16 protein-coding genes and 2 tRNA genes are annotated in these 16,239 nt (G+C 60.5%); 10 read left to right on the top strand and 8 right to left on the bottom strand.

Features of this window, described 5'->3' with window-relative positions; translation table 11 throughout:
* The 4 genes from NW844_RS01010 to NW844_RS00995 all read left to right on the top strand — a co-directional run.
* On the top strand, nucleotides 1-347 hold a 347-nt coding region (locus tag NW844_RS01010; protein WP_414332689.1), incomplete at its 5' end, for a DUF4351 domain-containing protein.
* Between the two features lie 59 nt (nucleotides 348-406).
* On the top strand, nucleotides 407-1,486 hold the full coding sequence (csaB, locus tag NW844_RS01005; RefSeq protein WP_414332687.1) for a polysaccharide pyruvyl transferase CsaB: 1,080 nt from the start codon (nucleotides 407-409) through the stop codon (nucleotides 1,484-1,486).
* A gap of 170 nt (nucleotides 1,487-1,656) precedes the next feature.
* Nucleotides 1,657-2,241, top strand: a complete 585-nt coding sequence (locus NW844_RS01000; RefSeq protein WP_414332685.1) for a lysostaphin resistance A-like protein — start codon at nucleotides 1,657-1,659, stop codon at nucleotides 2,239-2,241.
* A gap of 64 nt (nucleotides 2,242-2,305) precedes the next feature.
* Nucleotides 2,306-3,145, top strand: a complete 840-nt coding sequence (locus NW844_RS00995; protein ID WP_414332683.1) for an alpha/beta hydrolase — start codon at nucleotides 2,306-2,308, stop codon at nucleotides 3,143-3,145.
* A gap of 77 nt (nucleotides 3,146-3,222) precedes the next feature.
* Here NW844_RS00995 and NW844_RS00990 read toward each other — a convergent pair whose 3' ends face one another.
* Nucleotides 3,223-4,278, bottom strand: coding sequence for a hypothetical protein (locus tag NW844_RS00990; protein WP_414332681.1), 1,056 nt, complete (start codon nucleotides 4,276-4,278; stop codon nucleotides 3,223-3,225).
* Nucleotides 4,279-4,559: 281 nt separating this feature from the next.
* Here NW844_RS00990 and NW844_RS00985 point away from each other — a divergent pair, with 281 nt between their 5' ends.
* Nucleotides 4,560-5,210: a peroxiredoxin gene (locus NW844_RS00985; RefSeq protein WP_414332679.1), complete on the top strand. Its 651-nt coding sequence runs from the start codon at nucleotides 4,560-4,562 to the stop codon at nucleotides 5,208-5,210.
* 242 nt (nucleotides 5,211-5,452) lie between these two features.
* A complete protein-coding gene (locus NW844_RS00980) occupies nucleotides 5,453-7,474 on the top strand; it encodes a hydantoinase/oxoprolinase family protein (RefSeq protein ID WP_414332677.1) in 2,022 nt (673 codons plus the stop codon).
* A 45-nt stretch (nucleotides 7,475-7,519) separates the two neighbouring features.
* On the opposite strand, the gene NW844_RS00975 is transcribed toward NW844_RS00980, so the two are convergent.
* Nucleotides 7,520-7,592 (bottom strand) — tRNA-His (locus NW844_RS00975).
* Between the two features lie 68 nt (nucleotides 7,593-7,660).
* Here NW844_RS00975 and NW844_RS00970 point away from each other — a divergent pair.
* Nucleotides 7,661-8,461, top strand: coding sequence for a photosystem II S4 domain protein (locus NW844_RS00970; protein WP_414332675.1), 801 nt, complete (start codon nucleotides 7,661-7,663; stop codon nucleotides 8,459-8,461).
* Nucleotides 8,462-8,510: 49 nt separating this feature from the next.
* On the opposite strand, the gene NW844_RS00965 is transcribed toward NW844_RS00970, so the two are convergent.
* The 4 genes from NW844_RS00965 to yidC form a co-directional block, all read right to left on the bottom strand.
* A complete protein-coding gene (locus tag NW844_RS00965; RefSeq protein ID WP_414332673.1) occupies nucleotides 8,511-9,422 on the bottom strand; it encodes a homogentisate phytyltransferase in 912 nt (303 codons plus the stop codon).
* A 9-nt stretch (nucleotides 9,423-9,431) separates the two neighbouring features.
* On the bottom strand, nucleotides 9,432-9,926 hold the full coding sequence (locus NW844_RS00960) for a YceD family protein (protein ID WP_414332671.1): 495 nt from the start codon (nucleotides 9,924-9,926) through the stop codon (nucleotides 9,432-9,434).
* Between the two features lie 86 nt (nucleotides 9,927-10,012).
* Nucleotides 10,013-10,606: a protein jag gene (locus tag NW844_RS00955; protein ID WP_414332669.1), complete on the bottom strand. Its 594-nt coding sequence runs from the start codon at nucleotides 10,604-10,606 to the stop codon at nucleotides 10,013-10,015.
* Between the two features lie 70 nt (nucleotides 10,607-10,676).
* Entirely contained in the window at nucleotides 10,677-11,867 is a 1,191-nt protein-coding gene (gene yidC / locus NW844_RS00950) for a membrane protein insertase YidC (RefSeq protein ID WP_414332667.1), read from the bottom strand.
* Between the two features lie 198 nt (nucleotides 11,868-12,065).
* On the opposite strand from yidC, the gene NW844_RS00945 reads away from it, so the two are divergent.
* Together NW844_RS00945 and NW844_RS00940 are read left to right on the top strand one after the other, a co-directional pair.
* Nucleotides 12,066-12,137 (top strand) — tRNA-Asn (locus NW844_RS00945).
* A gap of 243 nt (nucleotides 12,138-12,380) precedes the next feature.
* Nucleotides 12,381-12,899, top strand: a complete 519-nt coding sequence (locus NW844_RS00940; protein WP_414332700.1) for an inorganic diphosphatase — start codon at nucleotides 12,381-12,383, stop codon at nucleotides 12,897-12,899.
* A 6-nt stretch (nucleotides 12,900-12,905) separates the two neighbouring features.
* On the opposite strand, the gene NW844_RS00935 is transcribed toward NW844_RS00940, so the two are convergent.
* Nucleotides 12,906-14,522 (bottom strand): B12-binding domain-containing radical SAM protein, encoded by a 1,617-nt coding sequence (locus NW844_RS00935; RefSeq protein WP_414332665.1) that lies wholly within the window; start codon nucleotides 14,520-14,522, stop codon nucleotides 12,906-12,908.
* A gap of 137 nt (nucleotides 14,523-14,659) precedes the next feature.
* Between NW844_RS00935 and NW844_RS00930 the strand changes: the two genes are divergently transcribed.
* Complete coding sequence (locus NW844_RS00930) at nucleotides 14,660-15,508, top strand: methyltransferase domain-containing protein (protein ID WP_414332663.1); 849 nt, start codon at nucleotides 14,660-14,662, stop codon at nucleotides 15,506-15,508.
* Nucleotides 15,509-15,593: 85 nt separating this feature from the next.
* On the opposite strand, the gene NW844_RS00925 is transcribed toward NW844_RS00930, so the two are convergent.
* A partial coding sequence (locus NW844_RS00925) for a uracil-DNA glycosylase (protein WP_414332661.1) occupies nucleotides 15,594-16,239 on the bottom strand: 646 nt, incomplete at its 5' end.

Below are 16,239 nucleotides of genomic sequence, written 5' to 3'. Positions count from 1 at the left end.
CATGGACACCAGAGGAAATTAGCAGGGTGCTGGGAGGTTTGTCTGTGCGGGAATCGGTGATCTACCAGATGTGGCGGGCAGAAGCCCTCCAGGAAGGGCGAGAGGAAGGCCTGAAACAAGGCCTACAACAGGGTCTACAGCAGGGTCTGCAACAGGGTCTGCAGCAGGAGGCAGCTCGGCTGACTTTAAATCAACTGCGGCGCAAACTGGGGCCCTTGCCCGAACACCTATCTGAGACCCTTTGTCACCTGCCCACTGAGCAACTGGAAGCGCTGGCGGAGGCATTGCTCGACTTTCAAACCCTGGCCGATTTAACCCAATGGCTCAGGAGAACCTTATCAAACTAGTCTTGTTAAACTTGCCATCTAGCGATCCCAGGCCAGCTTCTTTCAGCCAAGTGGGCTCGATGAAGCAGCCCCAGGTTTTGATATGTGGCTACCACGGCTACGGTAATGCCGGCGACGAGGCCCTGTTGCTGGCTCTGCTGCAGCAGCTCCGGCAGTTGCCCAACCCCGTACAGCCGGTGGTGCTTTCTCCCTGCCCTGCGGAAACGGCTGCCACCTATGGAGTGATGGCCTGCCCGCGCTTCGATGGATGGGCTTTGCGGCGCTATCTGAGGCAGTCTCAAGCTTTTATCTGGGGTGGGGGCAGCCTGCTGCAGGATCGCACCAGTTGGCGCAGCCCGCTCTACTATCTGGGGTTGATGCTCTGGGCCCAGCGGCGGGGGCTGAAAACCTTGGCTTGGGCCCAGGGGATCGGCCCCTTGCAGCGGGGCTGGATCCGCGAGCTGGCCCGCCGGTCTCTAGCAGGTTGTACGGCCATCAGTGTGCGCGACGCCGTTGCCTCCCAATGGCTGCGAGACTGGGGGATCCCCCACCAGGTGGCCCCGGATCCGGTTTGGGGCCTGCCCGCCGAAACCCTGCCGGAGTGGGAAAGATGGCCTCAGCCCCGCATTGCCGTGGTCTTGCGGCAGCATCCCCAGCTCACTCCAGCGCGACTTGAGACTTTGGCGGAAGGCTTGAGGCGCCTCCAGGCTGCCACAGGGGCCTATCTCCTTTTGCTGCCCTTCCAACTGGCTCCTCCCAGATCCCCCGACCTGGGGCCAGACTACTGCCTAGCGCAACAGCTGCAACAGCGCCTGCCCGGCCACAGCCGGGTTTTGGAGATTCGGGATCCCTGTCTTTTAAAGGGGGTCTTTCGGGGGGTGAAATTGGCAATCGTTATGCGCTACCACGGCTTGGTGATGGCGGCGGCTGAGGGTTGCGCCTGCTTTGGCCTCAGCTACGATCCCAAGGTAAAAACGCTACTCGGGGAATTGGGCATGCCCGGCTGGGATCTCGAGGCGATCCCAGAGGATCCTGAAGCTTTGCACCGGGCTTGGCTGGCCTGCTATGCCGACGGGCCAGCCCTCAGCCCTGACCAAGTGGCCGTTTGGGTGGAGCGATCGGCCCAGCACGCCCAGTTGCTGAGGCAGCACTTGCCTTAAAGGAGAGGGGGGATCCCAAGCTCCTACCCCCTTGACCGAGGCAATGGCGGCGCAAACCACGCTCTCTAGAGCTGGGGAGAGCATCAACTGAGAGTCTTCCCCGCTGCCAGTGTGGATTCGGGCAGCCGTTCTTATCGGAATTCGCCCTACGCTGGAAATAGGCTCCTCCCATGAGTGCCAAGATGCAACCCTGTACCCGCCAACAGATCTTGATCGGGATGGGCCTCACCAGCCTGATCCTGGCCCTCATCGCCGGCCTCTGGATCTGGCTGGGATCCCTCCGCGTGCCCTTTTGCTGGGATCCGCTGGCCGTCGCCTGGGGAGCGGCGCTGGGGCTGGGGGTGGCGCTGCTTAGCGGCGGGGCTTACTGGCTTTGGCCGGCCTATCGCCGGGCGGCTTCCGCCTACTTGCACCTGGTGGCGGATCCCTTGCAATGGCGGGATATCTTCTGGGTGGGGGTGCTGCCGGGCTGGAGCGAGGAATGGCTGTTTCGCGGCGTGCTGATGGGATCCCTAGTGGCCAGCCCCTTGGGGTGGACAGGCGGGATCCTCCTGAGCGGCCTCTTGTTTGGGGTTTTGCACTGGCTAGAGTGGCAGGGTTGGCCCTATGCCGTCTGGGCCAGCGCCGTGGGCATCCTCCTGGGGCTGGGCGTGTGGCTATCGGGAAACCTGTTGGTAACCATCGTCGCCCATACTTTGGTTAACTGGATTGGGGTTTGCCTCTGGAAATGTTCTGCCCTGCCAGCCGAATCCTGAAGTGCTCGACGTCGCCGCCCCCCTCTCCCTCTGGGAGAGGGGTTGGGGGTGAGGGGAAGGAGCAATGGGCAAGCCTTTGATTTTTGCATCCTTTCTGGGACTGCGGCTGGGGCCATCCTTGCTGCTCATCGGCCTAGGGGTATACGGCTACCTGCTCTGGCTGGGCCGATTTCAATCAGAGCGGCTGATCTTTTTGCCCCGCCCCGCCAGCTACCAGGATGGGGACGCCATTCTCAAGCTCACCACCGCCGATGGCCTGCAGATTTCGGCAGTCTACCTGCCCAATCCCGCAGCCACCTATGCTCTCCTCTACAGCCACGGCAACGCCGAGGACTTGGGGGATATCCTGCCGCGCCTGAGGAAGCTGCAGCAGGGGGGGTTTGCCGTCTTGGCCTACGACTACCGCGGCTACGGCACCAGCGAAGGGATCCCTTCCGAGGCCGGCGCCTACAAAGACATTGAAGCGGCCTACGCTTACCTACGAGATCAGGGGATCCCGCCGGGGCGGATTTTGCTTTACGGACGCTCGGTGGGAGGTGGGCCCTCAGTTTACTTGGCAGCCCAAAAGCCGGTGGGTGGCTTGATCCTGGAATCCACCTTTGTAACCGCTTTTCGCGTCTTGACCCGCATCCCCCTGCTGCCTTTTGATCGCTTCGACAACCTCAGCCGCATTGCCCAGATCAATTGTCCGCTGCTAATTTTGCACGGCACTCAGGATCGCTTGATCCCCTTCTGGCATGCCGAAGCCCTTTACCAAGCAGCACGGGATCCCAAGCGTTTGGTGCCCATCGAGGGAGCCGATCACAACAACTTGCTCCAGGTGGTCGGGGAGCGCTACCTGCCCATCCTGCACCAATTTGTGGCCGATCTGGTGGATCCCAACCTTTTCCTGGACAATCCGTAGATCCCAGCGGGTTTGAATAGCGCTAGCCTAACAGCCTGTCCTGCTCCAAAGACAGAAGTGGACAAGCGTGAGGATTTTTAAGTGACTTTTTGACCCATCAGTTCTTGCAACAGGTTCTGCGCCGTTCCCATATAGCGCAGCACATCGGGATGATGGCTCCAGATGGGGTCGCTTTCGGGGAAAACCTCCAGCGAGAACATGCCCTGCACGGCTCGCAGATAAGGCAGCAGGACAGTGTAGCTGGCCGGGGTGAGCTGAAAGCGCAGCGCCTCGCCCAAAAGCTCCAGCATCTGCCGCACCAGTTTCCACTCCACCTTCAAAGGGGGGTACAGCATCACACAAAGGGGAAACAGCTCCTGCTGCACAGCCATCACACTGCCTTCTAAGGCACAGAGGCCCAGGTACACCTGGAACATCTCCACATCGCGGATGCTGGAGATCCGCACTTCCAGATCCGTCAAGAGGCCGCTTTCACAGTGATAGTTCGGAAAACGCTGCGCCACCTCAGCACAGATAGACTCTGCCACACCGGTAATCAGGGGCAAGAGCTCTTGCACGGCAGCCAGGGGGGCGGAAAAGGTATCGCCTGCATGGGCGGCGGCACTCTCGTACATCCTCTGCAGGGGCATGTACAGGTGGTCGTCCATGACCTTCAAGTAGGGTTGGAAGAGGCCGCGCTCCTGAGGTGACAAGGCTTGCGAGACCATTTGCCCCGTGTAGTGGAATTGCATACTTAAAAAGCCCAGCACCCGCGGATCCCGTTCACTGTAGCGGGCCCGCAGCCGTCCACAGAACGGCGCGATCTTTACCGAAAAGCGGGCCGGGGAGAGGCCCTCCCCCCAACTTTCCGCTGCCTTTTCAAATAACTCGCGGGAATCCTCGGCAATTTGCCAGGGATCGATCAAGTCCGGATCCAGCCGCTGCCTCGGGATTTCAGCAGCCAAGAGCCGCTCCGTTTTTGCCCAGGCCTGGGAGCTGGCAAAGCGCAGGGATCCCTTCACTTTGTCGGCTAATTGGGTACCTGGCAGCTCGCCCAAGGCCGCCTGTGCCCGCAACTTGTCTACATATTTTTGGGCCCACAGGGTGGCCAGGCTGTAAGGTGTAGCTGCTTCTGGGCTTTCCATCGATCCCATGACCTCAGCAGAGGAGCTAGATTCTGTTGTCTACAATACCCCTAGCACGCCGCCGTTGCAGCCTGTAAGGAAACTACAGAATGTTAAGACTGCCCACAACAATTGTTCACATTAGGAAAGGGCTTCTCACCTTGCGGGCAAGTTGGCGATGATCTTAAAATCTCCTAAAATCCGCTCGGAAAAGTGGAGTTTTTGTGGCAAAATAGACAGCAGACGGATCGATGCAAGGATCCGGATCCTGACCTCACCGGACTGAACCCTTTACTGAGGAGAAAGAGCGTATGTCTCTCCGACTTGGCGATACGGCTCCCAATTTTACGCAAAAGTCCACCCACGGCGAAATCGACTTCTATTCCTGGGCCGGGGATAGCTGGGTAGTGTTGTTCTCCCACCCTGCCGACTACACGCCGGTCTGCACCACCGAGCTGGGTACTGTTGCCAAGCTGATGCCCGAATTTGAAAAGCGAGGGGTGAAGGTGCTGGCCCTCAGTGTGGACGATGTGGACTCCCACGTTGGCTGGGTGAAAGACATTGAGGAAACCCAGAACGCTACCTTGACCTACCCAATTTTGGCGGACGTTGACCGCAAGGTCTCGCAGCTCTACGGCATGTTGGATCAAACCAACCTCAACCAAGAAGGGCTGCCCTTGACGGTGCGCTCGGTGTTCGTTATCGATCCCAACAAGAAGATACGCCTCATCCTCACCTATCCGGCCAGCACGGGCCGCAACTTCGACGAGCTTTTGCGGGCCATCGATGCTCTACAGTTGACGGATAAGTACAGCGTCGTCACCCCTGCCGACTGGAAAGACGGCGACGATGTCATTATCCCGCCTTCGCTGAAAGATCCGGAAGTGCTCAAAGAAAAGTTCCCGAAAGGCTACAAGGAAATTAAGCCCTACCTGCGGGTCACCCCTCAGCCCAACAAGTAAAAGTCTCGGCAATCCAACCGATTGGTGATCGGCTCGATTGGGATCCCCTCTTGGGGATCTTTTTTTGGCGGGAAACCCCGCACCCTATCCTCAGGATGGCTGTCGGGATCAGAGCCAGGGCGCTGGGGGAATGCCCTATGGGAAGATACGATAAGGGTGACAGTTCCGGCAAGCCCCGCTTCAAGGTACCAAATCACTAGGCGTGAGTCGGGAGTATGTCACATCCGACCAATCTGGATCAGATGACAGCAAGCCGAGGCTGGGCTCGCTTGGGGATCGATGTGGGCGGCACCTTTACCGATCTGGTGCTCTTGCAGGATGGCCAGATTCAGACGGCGAAGGTGCTCTCTACACCTAGCCCTGAGGAGGGGGTCTTGGCAGCGCTGGACAAGCTGGGTGCGCTCAAAGGGGGGCTCTGGGTTGACTTGTTCTGCCATGGCATGACGGTGGCCACCAACGCGCTGCTGGAGCGCAAGGGATCCCCCACCCTGTTTCTGACCACGGCGGGTTTTCGCGATGTGCTGGCCATTGGCCGTCAAAACCGCCCCTCTCTGTATGACTTGACGCAGCCCAAGCCGGAGCCGGTGGTACCCCGCCACTGTTGCCTGGAGGTGAAGGAGCGTTGCAGCGTGGACGGGGTGTTGGAGCCGCTGACCGAGGAGGAGATCCGCCGCGTGATCCAGGCGGTGGGCGAGCGGGTGCGGCAGGACGGGATCCGCGCCGTGGGGGTGGGGTTTTTGTTTTCCTTTCTCTACCCAGAGCATGAGCAGCGGCTGGGAGCCGCTTTGAAAGAGGCTTTCCCTGACTTGCACGTTTCCTTGTCTTGCGAGGTAGCGCCGGAGTTTCGGGAATACGAGCGCTTCAGCACCACCGCCCTCGATGCCTACCTCAGCCCGGCGCTGGCGGGCTACCTGCACCGCTTGGATTCAGGATGTCGAGAGAGAGGGATCCCCCAACCCTTGATCATGCAGTCTTCCGGCGGGGTGACCTCGATTGCCCAGGCGGCGGCCCACGCTTCGGTGGCTTTGCTCTCGGGGCCGGCAGGTGGGGTTTACGGGGCGGCCTATCTGGGTCGCCTGAGCGGCTACCTCCACTTGCTCAGCTTCGATATGGGGGGAACCAGCACCGATGTAGCCCTCATCCAAGATGGGATCCCTCAGGTCAGCCCGTCAGCGGTGGTGTGCGGCCTGCCGGTGCAGCAGCCCCAAATCGATATCCACACCGTCAGCGCCGGCGGCGGATCCCTGGCCTCTTTGTTGCCGGGCGGTGGGCTGCAGGTGGGGCCGGAGAGTGCCGGCTCCAACCCCGGGCCGGCCGGCTACGGCCGAGGGGGAACGGCTCCCACGGTGACCGATGCCAACCTCTGGCTGGGGTACTTGCCGGACGGCGGTCGGTTGGGCGACTCCGTCCAGTTGCGGCGGGAGCTGGCGGAACAAGCCATAGCCACGCTGGCGGATCCCTTGGGCTTGAGCTTGCAGGAAACTGCCGTTGGCATTCGCACCCTGGCCAACGCTGCCATGTCACGGGCCTTGCGGGTGATCAGCGTGGAGCGGGGCTGGGATCCTGCCGATTTTGCCCTGCTGGCCTTTGGTGGAGCTGGGCCCATGCATGCCTGTGCTCTGGCGGAAGAGCTGGGCATCCGCAAGATCTTGATCCCGGCTGCCTGTGGCGTGCTCTCGGCACTGGGCATGGCTTTGGCCGATCTGCGGCGGGACTACCGGCGGGCCATCCTACAACCCTTGCAGCGGCTGGCGTCGGATTCAGGGGGATCCCTGCTAGCCCAGTGGGCAGAACCCCTGATCCGCCAGGCCCAAGCCGACTTACAAGAGCCGGCGCTGCACTTTAGCTTGGACTTGCGCTATCGCGGCCAGTCTTTCGAGCTGGAGATCCCGGTGCACCTGTCAGAGCCGATTGCTCGCCTGGAACAACAGTTTCACCAGGCCCACCGGCAGCGCTATGGCTGGCAGGATTCGGCCCAGCCGGTGGAGGCGATCCAGTTGCGTCTGCGGGCGGTGCAGGCTCTGCCCACCGTGCCTCTGACTGCACCTTGCCCTTTGCCAGGGGATCCCCTCAAGGGGCGGCGAGAGGCCTGGATGGGCGGCCAGATGCGGTCAGTGCCGGTCTACGATCGGCAGCGCATGGGTGTGGGGTTTCAACTGCGCGGGCCGGCGATCGTCGAGATGCCGGAGGCAACTGCGGTAATCGACGCCGGTTGGACGGCTGCCATTGACGCCGTGGGAACCTTGGTCTTGAGCTGCGGATGAACTCATCTCTCACGTTGGGAGAGAGGTGAGGGCTGGCTGGGAAAGGGCGGACGATGGGACTCGAACCCACGAATGGAGGATCCACAATCCTCTGCCTTAACCGCTTGGCTACGCCCGCCAGGATTTCGGGTATCTAGCTTAGCATGGGAAAAACGGGACTGAGCTACAAAGTCGAAGCACCCCAAAATGCTACCCAAAGCCGATTTACTGCAAGGGGCAGAGTATCGAGAAACCCTGGCACGGGTCTTGGATTGGGGAGACCAAGCCCTCAAAACCTGGCAAGTGGTCTGGAGCGACTTCCTTTCCCCACCCGAACTAGCCGAGGTGCAAGCTCGGCTGCGCAACTTGACCGAACTCCAAGTGTGGGCTTGGGGAGGGTACCCCCAGGCAGAGCGCCAACGCTTGGCCCTGGCTCGCTCTGAAGTGAGTCTGGAGGTCGGGGATCCAAAGCCCGATCAAGAAGGGATCCCCTTGGCCGCCCTGCAGATTCAAGGCAACTTCCTGTTCGACCCGGCCACCCACCGGGATTTTCTGGGAGCCTTGTTGGCAGCCGGCATCGCCCGCGAGAAGGTGGGAGACATCCTCGTGTTGGGAGACTCAGGTGCCCAGGCCATTGTGGTGCCCGAACTGGTGGACTATCTCAGCCTCAACCTGACTCAGGTGCGCACGGTGCCTGTCAAAGTGAGCCGGATCCCTCTGAGCCAGTTGAAAGTTCAACCCCCCCGCGTCAAATCCATCACCAGCGTGGAAGCCTCTTTGCGCTTGGATGCAGTGGCCTCAGCCGGGTTCGGCATCTCCCGCAGCAAGATGGTGGAAGAAATCCAACGGGGGGAAGTGCGGGTCAATTGGAAGCCCATTACCCAAGCCAGCTACACCGTTGGCCCTCAGGATTGGATCGCCATTCGTGGCCGCGGCCGGCTGCAAATTGAAGAGGTAGCCGAAACAAAGAAAGGCCGCTTTCGAGTCCAAATGAAGCGGTATCTCTAGGTTTTTTCTGGCCTGAGCTTGGGCAGATCCTTAGCTACAGGAAAATGCTCTAGAAAAAAGAGAAAAAAGCCCAAGGATAAAGCAAATACTCTAAGTAAAACAACTTCCAGATCAGTTGATAATAACCAACGATCGCATCTCGGCGACTGAGATCGAGGTGGACACCATAGCCTAAGAGGATCCCCAGCCCTAACAAATGACCCACCAACAGCCAGAGGCCGTTGCCCGCGAGGGGCAAGGAGATCCCCACCCCGATAAACCCCAGATAGCAAAAGGCCAAAATGGTGATACAAAACCTTGAAATCCGCTCTGGCCCAAAGCGCAATGAGAAGGTGGCAATGGCAAACTGGCGATCCCCCTCCATGTCGGGAATATCTTTAAAAAGGGCGATCACCAAGCCGAAAATCGACATAAATCCCGTTAGCCAAACAATCGGAGCAGAAAGCTCGACCCTTCCTTGCATCACCTGCTGAAAATGGCTGTAAAGGCCCAAATTGACGATCAAACCGCGCACGCTGTAAATGCAAGCCGAGGCCGCCAGCGGAAACCGCTTCAAACGCAAGGGGGGCAACGAATAGGCCGTGCCGATCCCATTGCTCAACAGCACCGTCAGCAACAGGTAAGGGATCCCAGCCGCGGCCAGCAGGAGGGACGCCGCCCCACAAGCCACGACGATCCCCAGCCCCTGTCGCCAACTCAGGCATCCGGCAGCCAAGGGCAAATGGGGTTTGTTGACGCGATCGATTTCCACATCCGTCAGTTGATTCAAGCCGACGATGTAGACGTTGGCCGCCAAACAGGCCGCCCAAGCCAAGCCCAATTGGGGCAGCGCCGAGAGAACCGGTTGCAGGGATCCGGCAGCCACGAACCCCGCCAACAGGTAGAGGCCCAGCACGCTGGCGCTGGTGCCATAGACGGTGTGAGGCCGAGCAAAACGCCAGAGAACTTGTGGACGCAACATTCAAAAAAGCTAGGGAGAATCTTTCAAGAAAGAGGCCAAAGCTGCCCAGCGGGGATCCACCGCCGGCGCGGGAGATTCCACCCCAATGCCCGGACAATCGGGACGGCAGGGCAACTGGCGGGGCATCTGCAGATGTAGGTGCTGGTACATCCAGTCTTCGACATCCAGCTCACCATTGCAGGGCAGGCTCTCCAGCAGATCTGCTTCGTCTTGCAATTCCAGCTCCAAGGGCAGAGGCTCGGAACTGGGCTCCCGGATCAGGATGATCTCCTCAACTGCCAGATGCAGCCGGTGGTTAAACTGCTGTAGGCAACGGTGACAGGTGAGAGTCACAATGGTGTGGGCTTCGGCACTGACCTCGAGAAAGTGGCCCCGATGGCTGACTTCTAGGGATCCCTCGACAGGGGTCAAGCTCTCAAAGCCCGCAAAAAATTGCTTGAACTGCAACGCCTGGGTCTGACCTGGCATCTGCCGCAGATCGGATAGACGAATGGGCCTTAACATCGCGCCCCCTCCTTCGCACGTTTTGGGTAGCAGGGATCCCTGTTGTCAGGGTAGCAAGAGAGCGCAACGGGTCGCGGCCCAAATTTTCAGGACGAGGAAGCCAGTCGGATCACCAGACGACGGTCGGGCTCTTTACCACGGCTGAAGGTTTCCAAATCGGCGTAGGCAGGGTCTTTCAGCAGCGTGTGGATCTGCCGCCGCTCAGCAGCAGAGAGATCTGGAAACTCGTATTCGCGGCCACCGGCTCTCACCTTTTCCACAGCAGCAGCCACCAAAGCCTTCAGCTCCTGCAAACGCCGCTGACGATAGCCGTCCAGATCCAAAATATAGGGCTGCTGCTGGTCTTCCGGCAGGTTGAGGTTGAGAAGGGTGTTGGCCAGGTATTGCAACGCATCCAGCACCACAGGAGAGCGCTCTTCCTCCAGACCGGCCTCTTTGGAAGACGGCAAGGGCGATGCAGACACCTTGGAGAGCAGGAGTTGCTTCTGATCCGAAGTCAAAGAAGCCGCCTCGATTTCCAACACCTCACCCACCACCCGCACCTCCGCCGCGATCCCCATGGCCATCAGCACCTGCTGCAACCACTGCTTGGCTCGCTCTTGGTTGGCCACAAAGGTGGACTTGCTGGGGGAGTCAGATTTCTTAGCGGCAGATCCCGTAGAAGACTTAGGGCGGCTCATCTTGGGCAGCTTCCAACGTTGAAAGTGAGCTATCAACACTCAACAAGTCCACCCCAGCAGCTAGGCTTCCCTAGGGCTCAAAGGGCAGGGATTCACGGCCTTCCTTGGCTGCCCTGGGCTTGCTCGATTTCTCCACTTCCTTGGCCTCCACCGCTATTGTCTGGGCAGCCCGACGGCGCTCCTCTTCCACCAACTGCTGCAAGTTCTCCGGCAATGGCTCCCGCGAGAGCAAGAAAGTCTGCACCGTTTGGAAGATGTTGGAGACGAGGATGTAGAGCAAGACCCCCGCCGGCAACGGGAAAAACAGGAACATCGCCGAGAACAGCACCGGGGTAACACGAGCCATGGAACTCTGGCTGGGATCCTCTTTGCCCATATCCTGTCCGGCGTTCGTCAGGTACTGGTTCAGGTAAATGGACACCCCAAAGATGACGATCATGGCAATGATGTCCCAGTGGATGGTGCCATCCGGGTCAAAGGCTCCCACACGGCCCAACTTGTCGATGAACAGGAAACCGGTATCCGAGGCCAAACCGGGAATCGACACTTGCACAGTCACGTCCCCCGGCTGCAGGGCCAGCAAGGTGCCGTCTGGCTGGATCTGGGCGCGATCTTCCCCTTTGGTGATCTTCCAGGTGGGCTGCAACAGGTTGGGATCCCCACCTGCTTCTGTCACCAACTGCTCAAAGGGCTTGCCCCCCGGCCCCTGCAGCAAAAATTGCACCTCTTCCCCGACGGCGATCTTGGTACCCTTAGGCACCACCAGCACCACCGGCTTATGGAGAGAATCGGTCACAAAAATGTTCTTGCTGGGGCTAACGTAGGGAGCGGGCACCACCTCAGCCGCCACCTCCGCCGGCAGGATCTGCAAGTTGACGTCGTAGGTCACTGCGGCAAAGGGGGATCCCCGCAGCGTGGCAAACAGGGCAAACAGCACCGGCATTTGAATGAGCAGCGGCAGGCAGCCCCCCAAGGGATTGGCCCCCAGCTCGCTGTACAGCTTGGCCTGGGCTTCGCGCAGCTTTTGCGGATCGTCCCGATACTGCTCCTGGATTTCTCGCATCCGCCGCTGCATGACAGGGTTGATCACCTTCATGCGTCGCATGTTGCGGATGGATCCGACATTGAGCGGGTAGAGAGCAAAGCGGATCACCAACGTCAGGAAGATAATGGCCAGTCCATAGCTGGGCACGATCCCATAGAAAAAGTCCAGGATCGGCAGCATGACGTTGTTGGAGAGGAATCCGACTCCGAAGTCCATGAGGGGGTGCTGGCGAATGTCCGTAACCTATTGTAATGGCTTCCGTCCGGTTGACGAGGACGTTTTCCCGGACTTTCCGCTAGAGCAGGGTTGACAAACCCACGCACAATCTGAACTGGGGATCCCAAGGCCACCCAAGAGCTCCTCATCGGCAGTTGCCTAGCGGTGCTTTTTTCTCCTATGATGGAAAACGCTTAATCCTCGGTAGCTCAGCGGTAGAGCGGTCGGCTGTTAACCGATTGGTCGCAAGTTCGAATCTTGCCCGGGGAGTGTGTCCGCAATTGATCGAAAAGCTGGATCGGGATCCCGCATGCTTGGGGGCGAAGGCCAAGTCTTCGGTCTTATCGAGGATGGGGCACCTCCCGATGGGGGGAGAAGGGATGTGAAGGCCGGCTGAGGAGCCTGCCTCGCCGGTTGGCTGCTCCCGGCAAAGCGTCCCTCTATCTTTTGCGGCAGGGAGTATGTCAAAATACCCTCTGGCTGTCTATTCCCACTTTGAGGGTGCCTGCTGTGATCGACCTGTCGCGGATCCCTGCCCAACCGAAGCCCGGCCTGCTCAACATTTTGATTGAGATCCCCGGCGGCAGCAAAAACAAGTATGAGTTCGACAAAGACATGGGGGCGATGGCGCTGGATCGGGTGCTCTACTCCTCGGTGCAGTATCCTTACGATTACGGCTTTGTGCCCAACACGCTGGCCGGAGATGGGGATCCCTTGGATGGCTTGGTGATTATGGATCAGCCCACCTTCCCCGGCTGTGTGGTCACGGTGCGCCCGTTGGGCATGCTGCAGATGATCGACGGCGGGGATCCGGATGAGAAGTTGCTGTGTGTGCCCGCTAAGGATCCCCGCTACGCTTCGGTAACCAAGCTGGAGGACATTGCCCAGCACCGCCTGGATGAGATTGCGGAGTTTTTTGCCACCTACAAGCGCCTGGAAAAGAAGGAAACCCAAATCTTGGGCTGGAAAGGCTTGGCCGAAGCCGAGGCGATCATTGCCAGTAGCATTGCCGCCTACAAACAGCCCAAGTAGGCACCTTCAAGAGCTGCCAACCGAAAAAGCTTCCTGGCGATGCTGTAGCAGTCGCTCTGGGGTGAGAGGGCCTTCGATGTGCTGCCAAGGCAGAGGATCCACTGGATCCCAGTCGCTGTGCACGTAGTAGTCCAAGGGCGGCAGTTGTCCCTTGAGCTCTTTGAAGGCGCGGCGGAAGCTGCCCAGAGACTCGCCCCACTGCCGCGCCAACTGCAAGACTCGGGCCACCCGCCGATCCCCCCGCGAGATGAGGGCTTGGATCACCGACCAACTGTAGCTTTCGGGACGGAACTCCACGCCCAGGGGACGCAGATGTTTTTGATACCACTGCAGCTTTTTCTCGGCCTGGGGATCCACCCCCTGCCACTGGAAGGGGGTGTGGGCCTTGGGCACAAAGGTGCTACAGCCCAAAGTCAAGCGCAGGCGGGGAGCCGCCTTCTTGAGCTCCTTGAAAAGAGCAACCGTCGCTTCCAGGTCGGCCTGGGTTTCCGCCGGGATCCCCACCATGCCGTAGAACTTGATCCCCTTCAGTCCGCCGGCCTGGGCGTGGGCGGCCGCCGCCAAGATCTCTTCATTGGTCAGCTTCTTGTTGACGATCCGGCGCAGCCGTTCTGAGCCGCTTTCAATGGCCACGGTAATGGACTGGCTGCCGCGGCGGGAAAGCACTTGCGCCAAGCGAGGCGTGACCGTGCCCGTGCGCACCGAGGCCAGGCTAAGGCGCACCTGCTCAAAGCGATCCTGCGCCAGGTACTCCAGCAACGGCTCAAACTGGGGGTGCTGGGTTACCGAAGCCCCCAAAAGGCCAATCCGCTGGGTAACCTGCAACCCCCGCTCCACCGCCGGGATCAGATGCCCTTCTACGTCGGCCGCCCGGAAAGGCAAAGTTAGGTAGCTGGCCAGGCAAAAGCGGCACATCTCGGGGCAACTGCGCACCACCTCCACCATGTAGATGCTCTCCCAGGCCGCTTTGGGGGTAACCACGGTGGACACCGAGAGGGTGTTGCCGCGGAAGGTGTGCTTGCGGATGGAGCTGGGGATCCCGTCCCGCTTGGGAATGACCTTTTCCACCGGGCCGTCGGGGCCGCGGTAGTGGACTTCGTAGAGGCTGGGCACGTAGATCCCCGGCACCTGAGCCAGCGCCTGCAGCTTTTCGGCCCGGGATCCCTGCCGCACCTGCTGATAGGTCTGGATCATCTGCTCCACCAGGCCTTCCCCGTCTCCCAGCAGGATCAAGTCAAAGAACGCAGCAAAGGGCTCAGGGTTGGCCGTCAACACCGGGCCGCCGCCAAAAACCAAGGGATGCGCTTCTTCCCGCGCCTCGGCCTGGAGGGGGATCCCCTGTCGTTCCAACAGATCCAGGATATGGACGTAGTCCAGCTCCCAAGACAGGGAAAAACCCACCAGCTCCGGATCCCGCGGCAGCGGCTCGGCCAGGTCGGTAAACAGGCGGGCGACCGCCACCTCGCGGCGGCTGGCCAGCAGGCTCCAGATGACCTGGTAGCCGAGGCTGGTGATCCCTACCGAGTAGGTGTTGGGAAAGGCGTAGATGACCCGCACCGCGTCAGGCGCAGGTGTGGCCGGGGTGAAGAGAAGCTGTTCCAGAGCCAATTCCGAGGTGGCCAAGGCAGTCTAAGAAAGGGGGATGGGCGGCAAGGGCCTACTTTCCCAGCTTAATCGGGGTTTTGTCAGGCTGCGTCCAGGGCCAGCAGGGACGGCCAGATCGTCCAGAATGGAAGGGATCCCGACCCGCTCCTACCTGGATGGCTTCCCCCCTCAACCAACGCATCCGCCGCTTCTACGATGCTTCCTCCGGCCTGTGGGAGCAGGTGTGGGGGGAGCACATGCACCACGGCTACTATGAGCCGGGCCAGACCGGCAAGGATCGCCGCCAAGCCCAGATCGATCTCATGGAGCGAGTGATTCAATGGGGCCAGATCGGGGATCCTAAACCCCCTCAGCACATCCTCGATCTCGGCTGTGGCATTGGAGGGAGCAGCCTGGAGCTGGCGCGGCGCTTTGGCGCCGAGGTAACAGGCATTACCCTCAGCCCTGTCCAGGCCCGACGGGCCACGCAGCGGGCCCAGGAGGCCAGTCTGAGCCACAGGGTGCGCTTTTGGGTGGCCGATGCCCTGGAAATGCCCTTTGCCGACCACACCTTCGATCTGGTCTGGGCTCTGGAAAGCGGCGAGCACATGCCAGATAAGCGGCGGTTTCTGGCCGAGGGCTGGCGGGTCTTGCAGCCGGGCGGGCAGATGATGGTGGTGACCTGGTGCCACCGCGAGGGATCCCTGAGCCGCCAGGATCAGCGGCTTTTGCAGCAGATCTACGACGTGTACTGCCTGCCCTATGTCATCAGCTTGTCGGAGTATGAAGCACTGGCCCAAGAGGTGGGGTTCGAGCAGTTGCGCACCGCCGACTGGTCGGAGCGGGTGGCCCCCTTTTGGGATGAGGTAATTGCCTCGGCTCGCGATTGGCGGTGGATCCCGGCTTTGGTGCGCAGCGGCTGGGTCACCGTTCGTGGGGCGCTGGGGCTGGGCCTGATGCGGCGGGCCTATGCCACCGGCTTGCTGCGCTTTGGCTTGCTGAGCGGCTTCAAGCCTGCAAGTTAGGGATCCCATACCCCCCTCTCCCAAGGGAGAGGGGCTGGGGGTGAGGGCAGCAGCGCTGGCCACGTAAGCGACAGGGAAAGTGGGCTCAAAAGTCCTGCTGGGGTGGCGTTGCGCCAGCAAGTTCTAGGTACTTCTGCTTCACCGCCTGAATATCCTGCCACATCAACCACTTGGGGCTGCCGGGGGTGCGGTCAGGGTTGCGCAGCAAGTAGGCGGGGTGGAAGATGGGCATGCACCAGCGCCCCTGCCACTGGATCCACTCGCCGCGGATCTTGGTAATGCCCCGCTTATCCCCCAAAAGGGAGCGCACCGAAGTGGCCCCCGTCAACAAAATGATCCAGGGATCCACCAGGCGAATCTGCTCCAAGAGATAGGGTCGGCAGGCGTCCATCTCCGCCTGGGTGGGTACGCGGTTGTTGGGGGGGCGGCATTTGACCACATTGCAGATGTAAGTATCCCGCTCGGGATCGAGCCCCACCGAGGCCAGGATCTTGTCCAGCAACTGGCCGGACTTACCCACAAAGGGCAGGCCTTGCAGATCTTCGTTTTCCCCCGGCCCCTCGCCAACAATCACGATCTTGGCTTTAGGGTTACCTCGGTGCACCACCACATGGGTACGGTTGGCCGCCAACTCACAGCGCTGGCAGACCCGGCAGTGCTGCTCCAGTTGTTCTAGATCCCGATAGGTGCCGGGGGGAATGGGCACCTGAGCCGAGAGCGGGATCTGATCC

The sequence above is a fragment of the Synechococcus sp. H55.2 genome, assembly GCF_047462495.1.
Taxonomy (GTDB): Bacteria; Cyanobacteriota; Cyanobacteriia; order Thermostichales; family Thermostichaceae; genus Thermostichus.
This window is presented reverse-complemented; position numbering and strand designations above follow the sequence as displayed.

Coding starts and splice junctions, on each gene's coding strand:
- NW844_RS00965 (WP_414332673.1), bottom strand. CDS start 9,422: ATGTTGCGTCCACAAGTTCTCTGGCGTTTTGCTCGGCCTCACACCGTC.
- NW844_RS00980 (WP_414332677.1), top strand. CDS start 5,453: ATGACAGCAAGCCGAGGCTGGGCTCGCTTGGGGATCGATGTGGGCGGC.
- NW844_RS01000 (WP_414332685.1), top strand. CDS start 1,657: ATGAGTGCCAAGATGCAACCCTGTACCCGCCAACAGATCTTGATCGGG.
- NW844_RS00990 (WP_414332681.1), bottom strand. CDS start 4,278: ATGGGATCGATGGAAAGCCCAGAAGCAGCTACACCTTACAGCCTGGCC.
- NW844_RS00955 (WP_414332669.1), bottom strand. CDS start 10,606: ATGAGCCGCCCTAAGTCTTCTACGGGATCTGCCGCTAAGAAATCTGAC.
- csaB (WP_414332687.1), top strand. CDS start 407: ATGAAGCAGCCCCAGGTTTTGATATGTGGCTACCACGGCTACGGTAAT.
- NW844_RS00985 (WP_414332679.1), top strand. CDS start 4,560: ATGTCTCTCCGACTTGGCGATACGGCTCCCAATTTTACGCAAAAGTCC.
- NW844_RS00930 (WP_414332663.1), top strand. CDS start 14,660: ATGGCTTCCCCCCTCAACCAACGCATCCGCCGCTTCTACGATGCTTCC.
- NW844_RS00995 (WP_414332683.1), top strand. CDS start 2,306: ATGGGCAAGCCTTTGATTTTTGCATCCTTTCTGGGACTGCGGCTGGGG.
- NW844_RS00970 (WP_414332675.1), top strand. CDS start 7,661: ATGCTACCCAAAGCCGATTTACTGCAAGGGGCAGAGTATCGAGAAACC.
- NW844_RS00960 (WP_414332671.1), bottom strand. CDS start 9,926: ATGTTAAGGCCCATTCGTCTATCCGATCTGCGGCAGATGCCAGGTCAG.
- yidC (WP_414332667.1), bottom strand. CDS start 11,867: ATGGACTTCGGAGTCGGATTCCTCTCCAACAACGTCATGCTGCCGATC.